At 37.7% G+C, this 18,333-nt stretch carries 19 protein-coding genes; 11 read left to right on the top strand and 8 right to left on the bottom strand.

What is annotated here, in order from left to right:
- The first annotated feature begins 27 nt into the window (after positions 1-27).
- Both glpK and MM213_RS04040 read left to right on the top strand, forming a co-directional pair.
- A complete protein-coding gene (gene glpK, locus MM213_RS04045) occupies positions 28-1,518 on the top strand; it encodes a glycerol kinase GlpK (RefSeq protein ID WP_241410223.1) in 1,491 nt (496 codons plus the stop codon).
- Positions 1,518-2,264 carry an MIP/aquaporin family protein gene (locus tag MM213_RS04040; RefSeq protein ID WP_241410222.1) on the top strand — a complete coding sequence of 249 codons (747 nt, stop codon included), beginning with the start codon at positions 1,518-1,520 and terminating at the stop codon, positions 2,262-2,264. The genes glpK and MM213_RS04040 overlap by 1 nt, the downstream gene beginning before the upstream one ends.
- Before the next feature lie 536 nt (positions 2,265-2,800).
- Here the strand turns inward: MM213_RS04040 and MM213_RS04035 are convergent.
- Entirely contained in the window at positions 2,801-3,940 is a 1,140-nt protein-coding gene (locus tag MM213_RS04035) for an acyl-CoA dehydrogenase family protein (protein WP_241410497.1), read from the bottom strand.
- A gap of 235 nt (positions 3,941-4,175) precedes the next feature.
- Positions 4,176-5,813 (bottom strand): adenine deaminase, encoded by a 1,638-nt coding sequence (ade, locus tag MM213_RS04030; RefSeq protein ID WP_241410221.1) that lies wholly within the window; start codon positions 5,811-5,813, stop codon positions 4,176-4,178.
- Positions 5,814-6,124: 311 nt separating this feature from the next.
- Here ade and cmk point away from each other — a divergent pair, with 311 nt between their 5' ends.
- The 8 genes from cmk (at position 6,125) to MM213_RS03990 (ending at position 13,197) form a co-directional block, all read left to right on the top strand.
- Positions 6,125-6,802 (top strand): (d)CMP kinase, encoded by a 678-nt coding sequence (cmk, locus tag MM213_RS04025; protein WP_241410220.1) that lies wholly within the window; start codon positions 6,125-6,127, stop codon positions 6,800-6,802.
- 15 nt (positions 6,803-6,817) lie between these two features.
- Positions 6,818-7,720 (top strand): 4-hydroxy-3-methylbut-2-enyl diphosphate reductase, encoded by a 903-nt coding sequence (locus MM213_RS04020; RefSeq protein WP_241410219.1) that lies wholly within the window; start codon positions 6,818-6,820, stop codon positions 7,718-7,720.
- 130 nt (positions 7,721-7,850) lie between these two features.
- The gene (locus MM213_RS04015) at positions 7,851-9,236 is read left to right on the top strand and encodes a Na(+)-translocating NADH-quinone reductase subunit A (RefSeq protein ID WP_241410218.1); all 1,386 of its coding nucleotides are present in this window, start codon (positions 7,851-7,853) and stop codon (positions 9,234-9,236) included.
- A 5-nt stretch (positions 9,237-9,241) separates the two neighbouring features.
- Positions 9,242-10,456: an NADH:ubiquinone reductase (Na(+)-transporting) subunit B gene (locus MM213_RS04010; protein WP_241410217.1), complete on the top strand. Its 1,215-nt coding sequence runs from the start codon at positions 9,242-9,244 to the stop codon at positions 10,454-10,456.
- Complete coding sequence (gene nqrC, locus MM213_RS04005) at positions 10,443-11,219, top strand: NADH:ubiquinone reductase (Na(+)-transporting) subunit C (protein WP_241410216.1); 777 nt, start codon at positions 10,443-10,445, stop codon at positions 11,217-11,219. The genes MM213_RS04010 and nqrC overlap by 14 nt, the downstream gene beginning before the upstream one ends.
- 24 nt (positions 11,220-11,243) lie before the next feature.
- Positions 11,244-11,924, top strand: a complete 681-nt coding sequence (locus MM213_RS04000; RefSeq protein WP_241410215.1) for an NADH:ubiquinone reductase (Na(+)-transporting) subunit D — start codon at positions 11,244-11,246, stop codon at positions 11,922-11,924.
- A 13-nt stretch (positions 11,925-11,937) separates the two neighbouring features.
- Positions 11,938-12,549 carry an NADH:ubiquinone reductase (Na(+)-transporting) subunit E gene (gene nqrE / locus MM213_RS03995; RefSeq protein ID WP_241410214.1) on the top strand — a complete coding sequence of 204 codons (612 nt, stop codon included), beginning with the start codon at positions 11,938-11,940 and terminating at the stop codon, positions 12,547-12,549.
- Positions 12,550-12,636: 87 nt separating this feature from the next.
- Positions 12,637-13,197, top strand: a complete 561-nt coding sequence (locus tag MM213_RS03990) for a DUF502 domain-containing protein (RefSeq protein ID WP_241410213.1) — start codon at positions 12,637-12,639, stop codon at positions 13,195-13,197.
- Between the two features lie 105 nt (positions 13,198-13,302).
- Here the strand turns inward: MM213_RS03990 and trxA are convergent, their stop codons facing one another.
- The 5 genes from trxA to MM213_RS03965 form a co-directional block, all read right to left on the bottom strand.
- Positions 13,303-13,623, bottom strand: coding sequence for a thioredoxin (trxA, locus tag MM213_RS03985; protein ID WP_241410212.1), 321 nt, complete (start codon positions 13,621-13,623; stop codon positions 13,303-13,305).
- Between the two features lie 120 nt (positions 13,624-13,743).
- Positions 13,744-14,310 (bottom strand): nicotinate (nicotinamide) nucleotide adenylyltransferase, encoded by a 567-nt coding sequence (nadD, locus tag MM213_RS03980; RefSeq protein WP_241410211.1) that lies wholly within the window; start codon positions 14,308-14,310, stop codon positions 13,744-13,746.
- Positions 14,311-14,312: 2 nt separating this feature from the next.
- The gene (gene gmk, locus MM213_RS03975) at positions 14,313-14,885 is read right to left on the bottom strand and encodes a guanylate kinase (protein WP_241410210.1); all 573 of its coding nucleotides are present in this window, start codon (positions 14,883-14,885) and stop codon (positions 14,313-14,315) included.
- 5 nt (positions 14,886-14,890) lie between these two features.
- Positions 14,891-15,163, bottom strand: a complete 273-nt coding sequence (locus MM213_RS03970; protein ID WP_241410209.1) for an anti-sigma factor — start codon at positions 15,161-15,163, stop codon at positions 14,891-14,893.
- A gap of 52 nt (positions 15,164-15,215) precedes the next feature.
- Positions 15,216-15,809: a sigma-70 family RNA polymerase sigma factor gene (locus MM213_RS03965; RefSeq protein WP_241410208.1), complete on the bottom strand. Its 594-nt coding sequence runs from the start codon at positions 15,807-15,809 to the stop codon at positions 15,216-15,218.
- A gap of 305 nt (positions 15,810-16,114) precedes the next feature.
- Between MM213_RS03965 and MM213_RS03960 the strand changes: the two genes are divergently transcribed.
- Positions 16,115-16,981 carry a lysophospholipid acyltransferase family protein gene (locus MM213_RS03960; protein ID WP_241410207.1) on the top strand — a complete coding sequence of 289 codons (867 nt, stop codon included), beginning with the start codon at positions 16,115-16,117 and terminating at the stop codon, positions 16,979-16,981.
- Positions 16,982-17,591: 610 nt separating this feature from the next.
- Here MM213_RS03960 and MM213_RS03955 read toward each other — a convergent pair.
- Entirely contained in the window at positions 17,592-18,020 is a 429-nt protein-coding gene (locus MM213_RS03955) for a hypothetical protein (RefSeq protein WP_241410206.1), read from the bottom strand.
- Positions 18,021-18,333: the final 313 nt, after the last annotated feature.

Here is an 18,333-nt window from a genome sequence, read left to right as displayed (position 1 = left end):
ACCTAATTAACCATTAACCCAGAAAAAATGTCCCAATATATTTTATCACTTGATCAAGGAACTACGAGTTCAAGAGCAATTGTCTTTGACAAGAAAGGTCAGATTGTTTCTGTTGCACAAAAGGACTTTAAGCAACATTTTCCTAAATCCGGGTGGGTAGAACACGATCCTCAGGAAATCTGGACTAGCCAATCAGCTGTGATGATAGAATCCCTTGCAAATGAAGGCATCAAAGCCAGTGAAATTGCTGGAATAGGAATCACCAATCAAAGAGAAACGACTATTGTATGGGATAGGAAAACAGGCAAAGCACTATACAATGCGATTGTTTGGCAAGACAGAAGGACTTCAGCTTATTGTGATGAATTGAAAGAAGCAGGTAAAGCAGAGATGATCGCTTCAAAAACAGGTTTGATCCTAGACGCCTACTTTTCGGCTACCAAAATCAAATGGATTCTTGACAATGTAGAAGGAGCAAGAGCGAAAGCAAAAAATGGTGAATTGGCTTTTGGAACAATCGACACATGGCTGGTTTGGAAACTTACTGGTGGAAAAAATCATATAACTGATATCTCCAATGCCAGTAGAACAATGGTTTTTAATATACATGAAAAGCAATGGGACAAGGAACTTTTAGAATTGTTTGACATCCCTGAGTCTATGCTTCCAGAAGTAAAATCTAGTTCAGAGGTATATTGCGAAACTTCAGGTGATATCTTATCTGTCAAAATTCCAATAGCCGGAATCGCTGGTGATCAGCAAGCGGCACTTTTCGGCCAACTTTGTACACAATCAGGCATGGCAAAAACAACCTATGGTACCGGATGTTTTTTGGTCATGAATACAGGAGAAAAGCCTGTAAAATCAGAAAATCGCTTATTGACTACTGTAGCTTGGGAAATCAATGGAAAAGTGAATTATGCTTTGGAAGGCTCAGTTTTTATAGGTGGAGCAGCCATCCAGTGGCTTAGAGATGGAATTGAGTTTTTTGGACATGCAAAGGAAAGTGAAAAACTTGCTGTCAGCCTAGAAGACAACGATGGCGTATATTTCGTCCCTGCATTGTCAGGACTTGGCGCACCACATTGGGATCAAGATGCCAGAGGGGCATTTTTTGGGATTACAAGAGGAACAACCATTGCCCACATGACTAGAGCCGCTCTGGAAGCTATCGCTTACCAAGTAAATGATGTGCTCAAAGCCATGGAAAAAGACAGTAGTGAGCCTACCAAAGAACTTCGAGTAGATGGTGGTGCTACGGCAAATAACTTCTTGATGCAGTTTCAAGCAGATATATTAAATTGCAAAATCACCAGACCAAAAATCATAGAAACTACTGCAATCGGAGCAGCATTTTTGGCAGGATTAGCTGTTGGATTCTGGAAAGATGAAGAGGAACTCAAATCCCTCTGGGAGGCTGACAAGAGTTTCGATCCAAAGATGGACGATGAAAAAGTCGAGAAATATTTACATTTTTGGCATAAGGCAGTTGAACGATCTAAACACTGGGTAGAATAATGGATGCATTTGTAGCAGAATTTGTCGGAACTTCCCTCCTTCTTGCGATGGGATCTGGAGTTGTAGCCAATGTAGTATTGAACAAAACCAAAGGACAAAATAGTGGTTGGATCGTAATTACTACAGCTTGGGCACTTGGGGTATTTATTGGAGTGGTAGTAGCAGGCCCATATAGCGGTGCACACCTGAATCCAGCAGTAAGTATTGCTTTGGCAATTACTGGAGATTTTCCATGGGGAGATGTTCCTAGCTATGTATTTGCGCAAGTACTTGGAGCAATGTTTGGTTCGGGTATCTCTTGGATCGTTTACAAGGATCATTTTGATGCTACAGATGACCAAGGCTTGAAATTCGCTCCATTTGCCACAGCACCTGCGATCAGAAATTATTCTTCAAATCTTATTTCAGAAATTGTCGGCACTTCGGTTTTGATTATCGTGATTCTTTATTCTACCGAACCTATTTTGCAAGATGGGAACAATACTCCTATAGGCTTAGGCTCACTTGGCGCATTGCCAGTAGCTTTTTTGGTTTGGGTGATTGGTTTGTCTTTGGGTGGAACTACCGGCTATGCGATCAACCCAGCCCGTGACCTTGGGCCAAGGATCATGCATCAAATCTTACCAATCAGAGGAAAAGGAACTAGTGATTGGGCATACAGCTGGGTACCGATACTAGGCCCGATCATAGGGGCTTCTTTGGCCGCCGGCATCTATCTCTTGCTTGGAGTCGGTGGGATGGTTTAATAGGAATACACCAGAGCCTGCCTCGAATCATGATTAAGCTGATGAACGCTGATTTTTATCCGTGTCAATCCGCTAGATCTGCGTCTTCAGTGTTCTATTGCGTACTGATTCAAAACGTAACCTTTTGATGTCAATGAGCGCTGACCTATCGTATAAACCATATTTCACCAAATTGCAACCACCTCTAAGATTTTTATACATTATAAAAATCATACTATTTATGCAAATAAGGAATTGAATTCCAAGATTACATAAAATAATGAAAAGAAACCTGCAGCAATTAAGCTTTGGCATTATTTGGACGATATCCTTTTTTTTAGCATTAATATTAATAGGCTCAAGACGATCAGGAAAGAGAGGGAATACATATTAGAATTGGAATAAAAAAACCCTTCCAAAGTTTTAATCTTTGGAAGGGTTATACTCTTAATCAAACTACTAAATGAAAGCTACAAACAACCTTCATAAGTTAGAAAAGGTCATTTGAACTCCATTGTCTATTGACCGTCGACACTTGTGTGCCGTGGCGTAGTTGACTACTTCAATATTTCTCTCGATATCACCAGCTTCTGAATCTCAGATGTTCCTTCACCAATAGTACAAAGCTTGGAATCTCTGTAGAATTTCTCTACTGGATAATCTTTTGTAAATCCATATCCTCCGAAAATCTGCACTGCTTCATTGGAAACAGACACACAAACTTCGGAAGCATAAAGTTTTGCTTTTGCTCCTGCAAGAGTAACTTTTTCTCCTCTGTTTTTGAGATCCGCAGCTTTGAAAGTCAAAAGTTTCGCAGCTTCTACTTGCGTTGCCATATCTGCTAGTTTGAAAGATATTCCCTGAAACTTGCTGATCGGTTGATTGAACTGTTGTCTCTCTTTAGAATATTGAATTGATGCTTCCAAAGCTCCCTCAGCAATCCCCAATGACAATGCTGCAATAGAGATCCTGCCTCCATCTAATATTTTCATAGACTGAATGAACCCATTGCCAACTTCTCCAAGAATCTGATCTTTGTGAACTCTACAATCTTCAAAAATCATCTCTGCTGTCTCTGAAGCACGCATTCCGAGCTTGTCTTCTTTCCTGCCTCCCTTAAATCCTGGAGTACCTCTTTCCACAACAAAAGCTGTCATTCCATGGGAATCCCCAACTTCTCCTGTCCTTGCTATAACTACTGCAACATCGCCAGAAACTCCATGCGTGATAAAGTTTTTCGCTCCATTGATTACATAATAGTCACCATCTTCTATTGCAACTGTACGCATGTTGCCAGCATCAGAACCTGTATTTGGCTCTGTTAACCCCCAAGCTCCTAAAAATTCACAAGTAGCAAGTTTTGGCAAATATTTTCTCTTCTGATCTTCATTTCCAAACATCAGGATATGTCCTGTACAAAGGGAGTTGTGAGCAGCCATGGACAATCCTACTGAAGGATCTAGCTTTGACAATTCCAAAATAGCCGTCACATACTCGAAGTATCCAAAACCAGATCCACCATATTCGGTCGGAACCAATACGCCCATTAAACCAAGTTCTCCAAGCTTCTTGAATATTTCCAAAGGAAAGTGTTGTTTATCGTCCCAGTCTTTACGAAAAGGAGTAATCTCTTTTGCTCCAAAATCTCTAATCATCTGGGCGATCATCGCCTGATTTTCATTGAGCTCAAAATTCATCATAATATATTAAGTTATTAATTGGGTTATATTTTTACTAATATAATAACTTCCATCCAAACCATAAGTTTGAAATATATCCCTACTAAAACAGTTTCCAATAGCTATTTATCAAGAAAGCAAAAGAAAAAGTTACACAATGAATAAAATTAGCCAAATCAATTTTTCCCCAGAGATAAATCCCCAAAGAATTAACTATTTGGAATTAAGAGATAAATTATATAACCGGTTGATTTTAACCCAAAAAGACATCGACAAACTCAAATTTCTGTCCATCAAACAGTCCTTTATCACTCAATTTGAGATCTGGGATCACCAACAAAGCCATAAAACTTAAAGTCATAAATGGCGATTGGAGCTTGGAACCCATGGCTTTTGCCATTTGGTCTATCTTGGTATAGGCTTTTGCCACTTCATAGCCGTCCTCAGCTGACATAATTCCACCCACTGGTAAAGCAAGAACCATTTCTTCTCCATTATTGACAGCTGCTACCCCACCCTTTTCTTTGATCAATAGATTCACTGCTTTTGCAATGGATTGATCATCTACTCCAACAGCAATAATATTATGCGAATCATGACCTACAGAAGAGGCAATTGCCCCTGATTTGATCCCGAAATTTTTGATAAATGCTACAGCTGGTGCTGCATTCTCGTAGCGATTGACCACCGTTATTTTCAAAATATCGGCTTCAACATTGGATTCGGCAAAACCATCTTTTATGATAATACCCCCTTCGACTTCTGGTGTTATAAGCTGTCCATCTAAGGCTTCTATAACCCTTACTCTTTCACCATTTGATTTCACTCTAAATTCATCATGTGTTTTTTCAGAAGCGTTGAAATTATTGATGATTTTATTTTCCACACGATTGATCAAAGTCTTGCCATTACTTGATACCAGCTTGCCATTGATATAAGTCTCTTTGATTTTGAAATCTACTATATCTTCAGAAACGATAAAATCAGCAGGATCTCCAATACAAAGCGTCCCAACGTCTAAGCGGTAATGCTCTACAGGTGTAATACAAGCAGCCCTAAGGACATCAAACAAATCTTTCCCTTTCTTCAATGCTCTAGCTACTAGTTCATTAATATGCGAAACAGCCAGATTATCAGGATGCTTATCATCAGAGCAAAACATGATCATCTCTGGATAATCATCAATTAGGTCTATCAAAGCTTCAAAATTCTTAGCAGCACTTCCTTCCCGAATGGCAATTTTCATCCCCAATTGAATTTTATCCAATGCTTCTTCTTTAGTGAAACATTCGTGGTCAGTCGTGATCCCCGCAGAAGCATACTTAGCTGCAACCTCCCCCATTAGTCCAGGTGCGTGGCCATCGACAGGTTTCCCATATTTCTTTGCTAAAGCAATCTTTTCCATAACCAAAGGATCGCGATTCACTGTACCTGGCCAATTCATCATTTCTGCCAAGTAAACAATTTCCTTTCTCTCAAGAAGTTTGTTGATATCCGCAGCCGTAATCTCCCCACCAGCAGTCTCAAAAGGTGTGGCAGGCACGCAAGATGGAGCCCCAAAGTAAAATTTGAAAGGCACTTTTTTCCCATTTTCAATCATATAGTTTACCCCTTCCATCCCACAGACATTGGCAATCTCATGTGGGTCAGAAATGGTTGCCACAGTACCGTGAACTACCGCCAACCTTGCAAATTCTGAAGGAATCAACATAGATGACTCCACATGTACATGTGCATCTATAAATCCAGGCAAGATGTATGGCATTTGATCATTGTGCTGAATTTTGCGAATGGAAATAATTTTCCCGTCACCCACTTTAACTTCAGCAGGAAATATTTCTCGCTTTTCAATATCAATCAATTTTCCTTCGACGATAAAACAATTTTTCATATTGGCTCTTTTCTGTTTTGAGAATAGGAGATTTTTCGAGTTAGATTTTAAACTTGTACAAAGAACTTAAAAGTCACTATCAAAATATTTTTAATAAACTTTCTATGTTCATACATAATCTAATGACGCTAATGTACTAAACAAGTGCTATAATCTGATAATAGATGAAATCCATAAATTGATAACACTTTTGAAGAAGAAAACATATGTAAATCTGTAGTTCCAAGGATTACAATTAGTTCCTAGAAGATTTAGATTTAAAACTACTATATTTGCACCTGAAAAGAAAAGCGCAAGACAACTTTTAGTAAATGAGTAAAATCGTAATTGCAATTGATGGGTTTTCTGGATGTGGCAAAAGCTCTACTGCAAAAGCAGTAGCAAAAGCTTTGGATTACACCTATATAGATTCCGGCGCGATGTATCGGGCAGCCACACTCCATTTTCTGAATAAACTAACAGTTTTGATTAATCCCAAAGATGTCAGAAATTCTCTAGAAAGTCTAAATATTAGCTTTCAGATCAATCCAGCTAATCAAAAACAAGAGACCTATCTCAACGGTTTGAATGTAGAGAAAGAGATTCGTACTATGCGCGTTTCGGACTATGTGAGTGAAGTAAGCAAAATAAAAGAAGTGAGACAGGAGCTTGTAGCTCAGCAACAAAAGCTAGGTAAGAAAAAGGGAGTTGTGATGGATGGTAGAGATATAGGCACAGTTGTATTTCCAGATGCAGAGCTCAAAGTTTTTATGACGGCAGATTTGAATATAAGAGCTGCCAGAAGGCAAAAAGAGATTTTGGAAAAGGGTGATTTGGTGGAAATCCAAAAGATCATCCAAAATCTAGATGAAAGGGACAAAACAGATTCTTCCAGAAAAGAAAGTCCTTTAAAAAAGGCGGAAGATGCCGTTGATATTGATACAAGCTTGTTGGAATTTGATGATCAAGTAGATAGGATAGTTTCACTAGCAAAAGAGAAAATTGGCTAAAAATCAATTTGAATTATGAAAGTTACCATAGATAAAAACTCAGGTTATTGCTTTGGAGTAGAATTCGCCATCAAGATGGCAGAGGATGAGATGGAGGTTTCCGATCAATTATATTGCCTTGGAGACATTGTCCATAATGATATGGAAGTCAAAAGACTGAGCGAAAAAGGTCTTGTGGTAATAGATAGGGAAAAACTTCAAGAGCTGAGCAATTGCAAAGTATTGATAAGAGCTCACGGAGAACCCCCAGAAACTTACAAAACTGCGATAGAAAATAATATAGAGCTTATAGATGCATCTTGTCCGGTAGTATTGAAGCTTCAGCATAGAGTCAAAACTGCATTTGACAAAATGGAGAAGGAGAAAGGACAGATAGTAATTTATGGCAAAAAAGGCCATGCCGAGGTTATTGGTTTGACTGGCCAAACTTTGGAAAAAGCCATTGTAGTCATGGAAGACAAGGATCTTGATAAGATTGATTTCACAAAACCGGTGACATTATTCAGTCAGACTACCAAAAGCACAAAGGGCTTTTATGAATTAAAAGAAAAAATCGAAAATAGAATCAAAGAAGCCAAAGGGTTATTGAGTGAAATTGATTTCAATGCCAATGATTCAATCTGTCGTCAAGTATCCAATCGAGAACCGCAACTATTGAATTTCTCAAAGGATAATGATGTAATAATTTTTGTTTCGGGCAAGAAAAGCTCCAATGGAAAGGCGCTTTACCAAGTTTGTAAAGGAGAAAACGAAAGAAGTTATTTTGTTGAAAACGAAACAGAAATAGACCCTTTATGGTTTACAGCTGAAGATAAAGTTGGTATTTGCGGAGCTACTTCTACGCCAATGTGGCTGATGGAACAAGTGATGAAGCACATAAATACCTTTGAAACCAACCTTGAATTTGAAAATAATTAATTTGAAAGACTAGTCATAAGTATGTCAACTTAGCAAGAAGGTAATAAATAATACCAAAATTATCTTCTAATAACTGATGTATTTTATTAGATTTGAGGCGTTTTTCAAAAGACCATACAGTTCATATAATATGTCAAAACTAGTTAAGCTTAAGAAGGGATTCGACATTAAGCTCGCTGGAAAAGCTGAAAAAAAGCTTGTAGAATTCCAGCCAGCAAAAACCTTTGCAATCAAACCTACAGACTTCATTGGTTTACAAAGACCAAAAGTAACAGTAAATGAGGGAGATATCGTAAAGGCAGGAACTCCGATTTTATTCGACAAAGCATTGGACAAAGTTCAATATGTCGCACCTGTATCCGGCGAAATCGTTGAGATCAAAAGAGGTGAAAAGAGAAAATTGTTAGAGATCAAGATTCTTGCGGATAATGATATCAGCTATGAAAGTTTCGAGAAATTTGCTGAATCATCTATAAAATCGATCTCAAGAGAAGATGCCATTACCAATCTGACAAAAGGTGGTGTGTGGCCTCAGTTGATTCAAAGACCTTTTGGAATTGTTGCAAATCCTGAAGACAAACCAAAAGCGATATTTATATCAGGTTTTGACACCCATCCTTTGGCTCCGGATTATTCGGTAACATTGAAAGGTGAGGAAAAGTATTTCCAGACAGGTATAGACATTTTGAAAAAACTTACGGAAGGCACAGTTCATTTAAACATAAATGGAGATGCTGAAGTACCAACTGTTTTCGCAAATGTTCAAAACGCACAAGTAAATAAATTTTCCGGACCGCACCCTGCTGGGAACGTAGGTGTACAAATTCATCATCTAGATGCTATCAACAAAGGAGATGTAGCTTGGACTATAAGCCCTTATGGTGTTTCTCAGATTGGTAAACTTTTTCTGGAAGGCAGATATGATGCTTCTAAAACAATCGCAATCACAGGTTCTAGAGCTAAGTCTGCTGCGTATACAAAAACCTTCATTGGTGCTTGCGTGGACACACTGGTAAATGGTAATCTCAAAGAAGACGAAAAATCAAATATCGCTCCTGATACAAGAGTAGTATCAGGAAATGTCTTGACTGGTGAAAAAATCAATAAGGATGGTTACTTAGGGTATTACCATAACCAGCTTACATTATTACCAGAGGGCGAATACTATGAATTCCTTGGTTGGATGAAACCTACTTCGGAGAAGTTGAGCTATCATAGAGCATTGGGATTATTATCTTTCTTAAAGCCAAACAAAGAATTTGTTTTGGATACCAACGTTAGAGGTGAAGAAAGAGCATTTGTTCAGACAGGTGTTTTTGAAAGTGTAACCCCAATGGATATCCTTCCTGTTTATTTGTTGAAAGCTATAATGGCTGAAGATTTTGATGAGATGGAGGAACTAGGGATTTATGAAGTCGTAGAAGAAGATTTAGCATTATGCGAATTTGTAGATGTTTCCAAACACCCAGTGCAGGAAATAGTTAGAAAAGGAATAGATTTAATTCAATACAGTTAATCAATATGAAGTTTCTAAGAGATCTGTTGGATAAGCAGAAACCCCTTTTTCATAAAGGAGGAAAATTAGAGAGCCTATATTATGCCTTTGAGGCTGGTGAGACATTTTTGTTTTCGCCAAACCATACAAATGGGATAAAAGGAGCTCAGGTAAAAGATGCCATTGACTTGAAGAGAATGATGATCACAGTTGTGATAGCAATGATTCCTTGTTTGTTGTTTGGTATATATAATACAGGACATCAGCACTTCTTGGCTACAGGTCAGACAGCTGGTTTGTGGGATAATTTTGCTGAAAAAGCAATTTTAGGTCTTACTTTAGTTTTACCTATTGTTATTGTTGCTTACGCAGCTGGTGGTCTTGTTGAAGCAGCATTTGCAGTAATCAGAAAGCACCCAATCAACGAAGGTTTCTTGGTTACAGGTATGTTGATCCCATTGGTAGTGCCTGCTACAATGCCTTTATGGCAAGTGGCATTAGCAACTATATTCGCTGTGGTTATTGCAAAAGAGGTATTTGGTGGAACAGGGATGAATATCCTAAACGTAGCCATGACAGCTAGGGCCTTCTTATACTTTGCATATCCTGCACAAATATCTGGTGATCAGGTATGGACTTACCTAGGAGATAAAGAAGCTGTAGATGGTTTCTCAGGAGCAACTGCATTGGCAGTAGCGTATAATGCAGGTGTGGAAGGTGAAACAGTAAATACTGCTCTTTCTACTCACAATAGCGCTTTGGGCTCAGGACTGTATGAATTTGCAAACTTATTCATGGGTTGGATACCAGGCTCTATAGGTGAAACATCTACATTGATGGCATTATTGGGAGCTGTTATCTTGGTAGCAACAGGAGTTGCAAGCTGGAAAATCATCGTGAGTGGATTTGCAGGAGCTTACATCATGGGCTTCATAATGAATTTATTTGCAGTGAATGAATATATGGCTATGGGCCCAGAATACCACTGGGTAATGGGAGGCTTGGCTTTCGGTATTGTATTTATGGCGACTGATCCAGTATCAGCAGCACAAACAGAAACGGGTAAATGGATTTATGGTCTTTTGATTGGTGTATTGACAGTGATCATTAGAGTTACAAACCCAGCCTATCCTGAAGGGATTATGCTAGCAGTTTTATTTATGAACGTGTTTGCACCTTTGGTTGATTATTATGTAGTAAAAGCAAACAAGAAAAGGAGGTTACAACGTGCAACAGTCTAATGCTTATATCATCACATTTTCAGTAATTCTAACAGTAGTTTTAGGATTATTATTATCAGGAACATCTCAGCTTTTGGGTCCTACACAGAAAAAAGCTGTGGAATTGGATACCAAAAAGCAAATTTTAGGAGCTGTTTTGGATGCTTCTGAGATAAGGGCAATGAAGCCGGAGGAAATTCTAGATTTCTATGATAAAAGAATCACTTCTAAAGTAGTAGATGCTGAAGGGAATGAAATCGAAGAAGACGAAGAAGGAAATACTTTGATTGCAGAAAACGTAAACGTAGCGAAAAACTACAAAATGGATCCTGCCAAAAGAAAGTATCCAGTTTTCATTTTCCATGCAGAAGGCAACGAGTCTGATCCTGAAGCAATCATTGTACAAGTATATGGTGCAGGTCTTTGGGATGAAATCTGGGGATTCTTAGCTTTAGATACAGATTTGAACACCATCGAAGGGGTTACATTTGGTCACAAAGGAGAAACTCCAGGACTAGGTGCTAGAATCACTGAAGGTAATGTACAAAACAGATATCAAGGAAAGAAAATTTTTGACGAATCTGGTGAATTCCAATCAGTTGCAATGCAGAAAGGTGAGGGCAAGGATTATGAAGGTGAAGACCACAAAGTAGATGGTCTATCAGGTGCTACAATCACTGCTAACGGTGTAAATGCTATGTTGGAAAATTACCTAAAAGCTTATAAGGCTTATTTTGAAAAATTGAAGGATGATTCTTCAAGCGAAATTGCCGTTTTAAATTAATCCAGACATTATAAAAAAACTATAATGAGCACAGAATCAGCAGAATTAATAGAAAAAAAGCCATCAGAAGCTTTACTTTCTAAAAGAAGAAAAAAACTTATCAGTGATCCACTTGTCGATGACAACCCAATTACTATACAGGTATTGGGGATTTGTTCAGCGCTAGCGGTAACGACACAGATGCAGCCAACATTGGTAATGGCTATCTCTGTAATATTTGTAATGGTAATGGCTAATTTGACTATTTCTTTATTGAGAAATACAATTCCATCCAGAGTAAGGATTATCGTACAGTTGGCAGTAGTTGCTACGCTTGTAACCCTAGTAAATGAAGTATTGAAAGCATTTGCATATGACATGTACAAAGAGCTCTCGGTATTTGTAGGTTTGATTATCACCAACTGTATTGTAATGGGACGTTTGGAAGCTTATGCTTTGGGTAACAAGCCATATGATGCAATACTTGATGGTTTTGGTAGTGCATTGGGTTATTCATGGATTATCCTTGCTGTAGCTTTCTTTAGAGAGTTGTTGGGATCAGGTTCGGTTTTCGGAGTTGCTATTTACGACCCTATTTCAGGTTTGTTTGGTGAAAACTTTAGCTTAGCCACTAATGGATTGATGGTGTCTCCTGTAGGTGCATTTATCATTCTTGGTTTGATCATTTGGGTACAGCGTACCAAAACTGGATATGTTGAACATTAATAAATAAAGAGACATGGAATTATTTAATTTAGCTATACGATCAATATTTATTGACAACATGGTTTTTGCTTACTTCCTAGGAATGTGTTCATTCTTGGCAGTATCCAAAAAAGTAAGCACAGCCTTAGGTCTAGGAGCAGCGGTAATTTTCGTACTTACTGTGACTGTACCTGTCAACTGGCTTTTGAATGAATTTGTATTGAAAGAAGGAGCATTGTCTTGGGCAGGTGAAACTTTCGCCACCATTGACCTTTCATTCTTGAGATTCATTATGTTCATTGCTATCATTGCTGCGATGGTACAGTTGGTGGAGATGGTAGTGGAGAAATTTGCCCCTGCACTTTATGGAGCTTTGGGTATATTCCTTCCATTGATCGCAGTAAACTGTGCGATTCTTGGTGGATCCCTTTTTATGGCTCAGAGAGATTATACATTAGCTGAATCAGCTGTATATGGTTTCGGTTCTGGAACTGGTTTCTTTTTAGCTATAGTTGCATTAGCAGCTATTAGAGAAAAATTGAAATACTCGAATGTACCAAACGGTCTTAAAGGTCTTGGAATTACCATGCTCCTTACAGGATTGATGGGAATTGCATTTATGTCATTTATGGGAATTGACTTATAAGTCAAGAGCTCTTCTAATATTTTAAAAAAAGCCTCAGAGAAATCTGAGGCTTTTTTGTAGTTTTAGGCTATAAAATCTAAATCATATATGTCATTTACTTATAAAAGATTTATCAAGTACTTTTTCAGAGGATTACTTTTTGTAGTTCCATTTGCATTGACAGTGTATGTCATTGTCCTAACAATCAATTTTCTTGATGGCATCATCCCTATTCCTATTCCTGGTTTAGGGATTCTTATTATGCTAGGTTTTATCACATTTGTAGGATATTTGGCAAGTCTATTTATTACCAAGCCCTTGTTTGATCTGTTTGAAAAATGGGTATTTAAAATCCCTTTGATAAATATTGTCTATACAAGTATCAAAGACCTGATGTCAGCTTTTGTCGGTGACAAGAAAAAATTCAATATCCCAGTTATCGTGAAGCTTTCAGAAGGGATGTCAAGGCTTGGATTTATCACACAGGATAATTTGAGCATATTGGAAGAAGATCACTTGGTGGCAATTTACTTCCCCCATAGCTACAATTTTTCTGGCAATCTCTATCTAGTCCCAAGAGAAAATGTACGAATCCTTAACAATGTCAAAAGCTCGGACGTGATGAAATTTATTGTTTCTGGTGGGGTATCAAATTTGGAAAGATTGTAAGTCTTACAAATTCATTCAAAATATTGGCCGAGTTACAATTTGTATCAAACTAAAAAAACCGCTAAGATCACTCTTAGCGGTTTTGTTTTACTTTTTTTAAACCTATTATAGTTGCGCATCCAATTTCTGAGCCAATACTGACTTTGGAACAGCACCTACTTGCTTATCTACAATCTGACCGTCCTTAAAGAACAATAAAGTAGGAATACTTCTAATTCCAAACTGTGCTGCTACACCAGGATTGGCATCAACATCTACTTTTCCAACGACAGCTTTGCCATCATAATCACCAGCGAGTTCTTCCACTACAGGACCGATCATTTTACAAGGGCCGCACCATTCAGCCCAAAAATCCACAAGGATCGGCTGATCAGTTTTCATTATTTCTTCAAAATTAGAATCGGTAATTTCTATTGCTTTTGCCATCTTTATATGTTTTTAAGTAATTTCTAAAATATCAATTATACTACAAAAGTAATTTCGATTTTAATTAGTTCCTTAAGGGCGTAAATAATTCATAAAAAGGATATCGACCCGTGAGAAAATTTAAACGAAGAGCTTTTTGTCTTTAATATATTCCCTAACCATATCAGGGAGCAAATAGCGTACGGATTTGTGGTTTTTGATAGCGTTTCGGATGAATGTAGCTGAAATATCCATCATTGGGGCAGCTACATATTTGACATTAGGGTGATCAAGCTTAAGATGATCACCTGGCCTAGGGTAAACATATAAACCATAATTGTCCAAAATAAGGTCATAATTTTTCCATTTGTGAAAATGTGTCAAATTATCCCCTCCTATAATCAATTTAAATTCGTGAAGTGGGTGCTTTTCACTTAAATAAGTAAGCGTATCTATTGTATAGCTTGGCCTCGGCATGTGAAATTCAACATCTGAAGCCTTAAAATGAAAATGATCGGCAATGGCGAGCTCTACCATCTTTAGCCGATCAAATTCGTGCAATAGTGATTTCTGTGTCTTGAAAGGATTCTGAGGACTGATTATAAACCACACTTCATCTAGATCAGTCTGATCCTGCATCACATTGGCTATAATCAAATGCCCAATGTGAATAGGATTAAAAGATCCGAAAAATAAGCCGATTTTCAAAATTACTGTGCTAAGAATTTCCCTACTAGTGCTTCCGCTTCCGCAAATGACTTCTGCATATCATCGTTGACGATGGTCACATCAAATTTGCTTTCAAAGCCCATTTCAAACTTTGCTTTATAAAGTCTCCTTGATAGACTTTCTTCTGATTCTGTCCCCCTGTCTTTAAGCCTTTCTGTAAGTACATCCATGGAAGGTACTTTGACAAAAATAGCCAAAGCTTTATCACCAAAATAATTCTTTAGATTTAGACCGCCTTTGACATCAACATCAAAAATAACATGCTTGCCTGAATCCCAAATACGTTGGATTTCTTCTTTGAGTGTTCCATAGAAGTTGCCTTCATACACTTCTTCCCATTCTATAAACGAGTCCTGATCTATCTTGGACTTGAATTCATCTGGGCTCAAAAAGTAATAGTCTTTTCCATTCTCCTCTTCCCTTCCACGCTTATCCCTGGTGCAGGCTGAGATCGAAAATCCTAGATTGGGAATTTTCCCTATTAAATGACGGACAATTGTTGTTTTGCCTGAACCTGATGGTGCCGAAAAAATTATTGCTTTACCTGATGACATATCCTTTATTTTATCTCTTCGATTTTTTGACGGATATTTTCTACAAGTTGGGATGGTACTTCATGCTTGGTACACTTGGTCCTTAGAACTTCTTTGATCGCTTGTTCCAAATGATAGTGCTCAAAGCATGGCTGACATTTGGCAAGTTTTGATTTGAGGACTTCTTGCGAATCAAGACCTTCATTTCCGTCCAAAATGCTTTCTAGCAACTGAAAGCATTTGCTTACATCATCGCACTGCAACTTCCTCTCTCCTGTTCCTTCTAAATTATTCTCCATTTTAATCTTAATCTAGGGTAATCTTTAATACTTATTCATAATAAATTTGAAACTATTCCTCTTCATCAGTTTTATAACCCATGTTTTGAGCATATGAACGCAACTTCTCTTTCAATAAGTTCCTCGCTCTATGCAATCTAGACCTTACTGTACCGATAGGAATATCCAAAATCTTCGCCATTTCTTCGTAAGTAAACCCTTCCAAATCACAAAGAATGATTACTGTACGGAAATCAACCGCTAAACTATTGAGGGCATTCGAAATTTCGTCCCCAAGCATATCTTTGAGTGAATCAACACGCAAATCTGAAGTGATACCATAGTCAACATCATCAGAGTTGTAATAAGTTTCAACTTCCTGATAATCAACTTTAGCTGGCTGCTTGCTCTTCTTTCTGTAATCATTGATAAAACTATTCTTCAATATCCTAAATAGCCATGCTTTTGCATTGGTACCTTGCTCAAAGGAATTGATAAATCGGTAGGCTTTCAGATAAGTATCTTGCACCAAATCTTTGGCATCGTCCTCATCAAAGGTCAGCCTATAACCAAAATTATACATGGAATCTATGTGTGGCATAAATTCCTCGTCAAAAATTCTGTTTTTTTCCTGATCGGAATATTTTTTTCTCTGCACTTCGGACATAAGTACCAAAAGTAATCAATGCCCCAAATTTTAGCTAATTTTTTTGAAGAAAGTGGTTAACAATCAATTTTCTCGCATGAAATTTTGATTGAACATCGCTTGATTTTCAAATTCATATGGCTGCCCTCATTTTGATATTGATTGAAATTGGATACTGGGATATTGGATGCAAAACCACATTTATGACAATCTTTCCCATTGCAATTTTTTAAACTTATTGATTAGGATACAGGTATTAACATAGTATATTTAGATATTTGTTGTTCAAAGACCATTCATTCCTACATAAGCTTTAAAGAAATAAAATGTTCCTCGTCAAACTTATATCATACCTTCCTTTTAGTATTCTCTACATTTTTTCGGATATTTTGTATTTCATTGGTTATTATATAGTTGGGTATAGAAAAAAAATAATAAGAGAGAATTTAAAACAAGCATTCCCTGAAAAGACAGAAAAAGAAAGACTTAAGATTGAAAGGGGCTTTTTTAGAAACTTGACAGATTCTTTTGCCGAAACGTTCAAAATGTACACCATTTCCAAGGAAGAATTAGCAAAAAGGGTTCAGATAGAAAATGTAAATATACCTCTTGAATTGATCAAAAAAGGCGAAGTTGTAGTAGGAATGACAGGACATTTTTTCAATTGGGAAATGCATTTACTTCAAATGATGGGCAATATAAGCACACAATGTGAGGTGGTTTACCTAAAAGTAAACAGCCCATTTTTTGAGAAACTGATGAAAAACATCAGAGGTAGATTTGGAGGAATGCTGGTGGAAAGAGCTTCCTTTCAAAGAGAATATTTGAGGAATAGAGACGTACCCCGACTGATTGTCCTAGCCGCCGACCAAAGACCCACAAAAGCTGAAATCCGCTATTGGGCACCTTTCATGAATAGAGAAACTATTTTCTTTGAAGGTGCAGAGAAACTTGCTAAGCGCTTTGGCCATACTGTGATCTATTCTGATGTACGCAAACCAAAACGAGGCCATTACATCTTCACTTATAGTCTAATGGACAGCCCTCCCTATGATCAAGCTGCCGAACATAGCATCACCGATGAGTTTATCAGACGCACTGAGCAGACTATCAGACACAGCCCAAACTTATATCTTTGGAGTCATAACAGATGGAAAGTGAGTAGGGATTTTAATCCAGACAAAATTGATTGAAAAAATGAATACTAATTTTTTCTTAGTGCTTCTGAATTCCTCCCTAAGATACCACAGAAATAGAAGTTAGATTGATTAATAATCTGCGACCATCAGCGTAATCAGCGGTCCATAATTTTCCTCCCGCAGATACCGCAGATTTACGCAGAAAAGACAAAAACTTATCTAAAACCAAAATCCAATTTAAAAATCTGCAAGCATCAGCGTAATCACCGGGTCATAATTTTTCTCCCGCAGATACCACAGATCTACGCAGAAAAATCAAAAACTCCTATAAACCCAAAAACCAACATAAAAATCTGCGAACATCAGCGTAATCAGCGGGCTATTTAAAATCTCCCGCAGATACAGCAGATCTACGCAGAAAAATCAAAAACTTATCTAAAACTAGAACCCAACATAAAAATCAGCGAGCATCAGCGTAATCAGCGAACCATAATTTTTCTCCCGCAGATACCGCAGATTTACGCAGAAAAATCAAAAACTCCTATAAACCCAAAAACCAACATAAAAATCTGCCAACATCAGCGTAATCAGCGGGCCATAATCTTTCTCCCGAAGAAACCCCAGATCTACGCAGAAAAATCAAAAACTTATCTAAAACCAAAATCTAATTTAAAAATCTGCGACCATCAGCGTAATCAGTGGRCCATAATCTTTCTCCCGAAGAAACCACAGATCTACGCAGAAAAATCAAAAACTTATCTAAAACCAAAATCCAATTTAAAAATCTGCCAACATCAGCGTAATCAGCGGGCCATAATCTTTCTCCCGCAGATACCACAGATCTACGCAGAAAAATCAAAAACTTATCTAAAACCAAAATCCAATTTAAAAATCTGCGACCATCAGCATAATCAGCGAGCCATAATTTTTCTCCCGCAGATACCACAGATCTACGCAGAAAGAACAAGAACTTATCTAAAACAAAAATCCAATTTAAAAATCTGCGACCATCAGCGTAATCAGCGGGCCATAATCTTTCTCCCGAAGAAACCCCAGATCTACGCAGAAAAATCAAAAACTTATCTAAAACCAAAATCCAATTTAAAAATCTGCGAGCATCAGCGTAATCAGYGGGCCWTAATYTTTCTCCCGAAGAAACCCCAGATCTACGAAGAAAAATCAAAAACTCCTATAAACCCAAAAACCAACATAAAAATCTGCGACCATCAGCGTAATCAGCGGGCCTTAATTTTTCTCTCGCAGATACCACAGATCTACGCAGAAAAATCAAAAACTCCTATAAACCCAAAAACCAACATAAAAATCTGCGAACATCAGCGTAATCAGCGGGTCTTAATTTTTCTCCCGAAGAAACCCCAGATCTACGCAGAAAGGACAAAAACTTA

The sequence above is a fragment of the Belliella alkalica genome (assembly GCF_022549785.1).
GTDB lineage: Bacteria > Bacteroidota > Bacteroidia > Cytophagales > Cyclobacteriaceae > Belliella > Belliella alkalica.
This window is presented reverse-complemented; position numbering and strand designations above follow the sequence as displayed.

What these genes read in the sequence shown, in the direction of transcription:
- MM213_RS03990 (WP_241410213.1), top strand. Translation starts at nt 12,637, where the DNA reads ATGTCATTTACTTATAAAAGATTTATCAAGTACTTTTTCAGAGGATTA.
- ade (WP_241410221.1), bottom strand. Translation starts at nt 5,813, where the DNA reads ATGAAAAATTGTTTTATCGTCGAAGGAAAATTGATTGATATTGAAAAG.
- MM213_RS03965 (WP_241410208.1), bottom strand. Translation starts at nt 15,809, where the DNA reads ATGTCCGAAGTGCAGAGAAAAAAATATTCCGATCAGGAAAAAAACAGA.
- MM213_RS03960 (WP_241410207.1), top strand. Translation starts at nt 16,115, where the DNA reads ATGTTCCTCGTCAAACTTATATCATACCTTCCTTTTAGTATTCTCTAC.
- MM213_RS04015 (WP_241410218.1), top strand. Translation starts at nt 7,851, where the DNA reads ATGTCAAAACTAGTTAAGCTTAAGAAGGGATTCGACATTAAGCTCGCT.
- trxA (WP_241410212.1), bottom strand. Translation starts at nt 13,623, where the DNA reads ATGGCAAAAGCAATAGAAATTACCGATTCTAATTTTGAAGAAATAATG.
- MM213_RS04010 (WP_241410217.1), top strand. Translation starts at nt 9,242, where the DNA reads ATGAAGTTTCTAAGAGATCTGTTGGATAAGCAGAAACCCCTTTTTCAT.
- gmk (WP_241410210.1), bottom strand. Translation starts at nt 14,885, where the DNA reads ATGTCATCAGGTAAAGCAATAATTTTTTCGGCACCATCAGGTTCAGGC.
- MM213_RS04040 (WP_241410222.1), top strand. Translation starts at nt 1,518, where the DNA reads ATGGATGCATTTGTAGCAGAATTTGTCGGAACTTCCCTCCTTCTTGCG.
- MM213_RS04020 (WP_241410219.1), top strand. Translation starts at nt 6,818, where the DNA reads ATGAAAGTTACCATAGATAAAAACTCAGGTTATTGCTTTGGAGTAGAA.
- MM213_RS03970 (WP_241410209.1), bottom strand. Translation starts at nt 15,163, where the DNA reads ATGGAGAATAATTTAGAAGGAACAGGAGAGAGGAAGTTGCAGTGCGAT.
- nqrE (WP_241410214.1), top strand. Translation starts at nt 11,938, where the DNA reads ATGGAATTATTTAATTTAGCTATACGATCAATATTTATTGACAACATG.
- MM213_RS04035 (WP_241410497.1), bottom strand. Translation starts at nt 3,940, where the DNA reads ATGAATTTTGAGCTCAATGAAAATCAGGCGATGATCGCCCAGATGATT.
- MM213_RS04000 (WP_241410215.1), top strand. Translation starts at nt 11,244, where the DNA reads ATGAGCACAGAATCAGCAGAATTAATAGAAAAAAAGCCATCAGAAGCT.
- cmk (WP_241410220.1), top strand. Translation starts at nt 6,125, where the DNA reads ATGAGTAAAATCGTAATTGCAATTGATGGGTTTTCTGGATGTGGCAAA.
- glpK (WP_241410223.1), top strand. Translation starts at nt 28, where the DNA reads ATGTCCCAATATATTTTATCACTTGATCAAGGAACTACGAGTTCAAGA.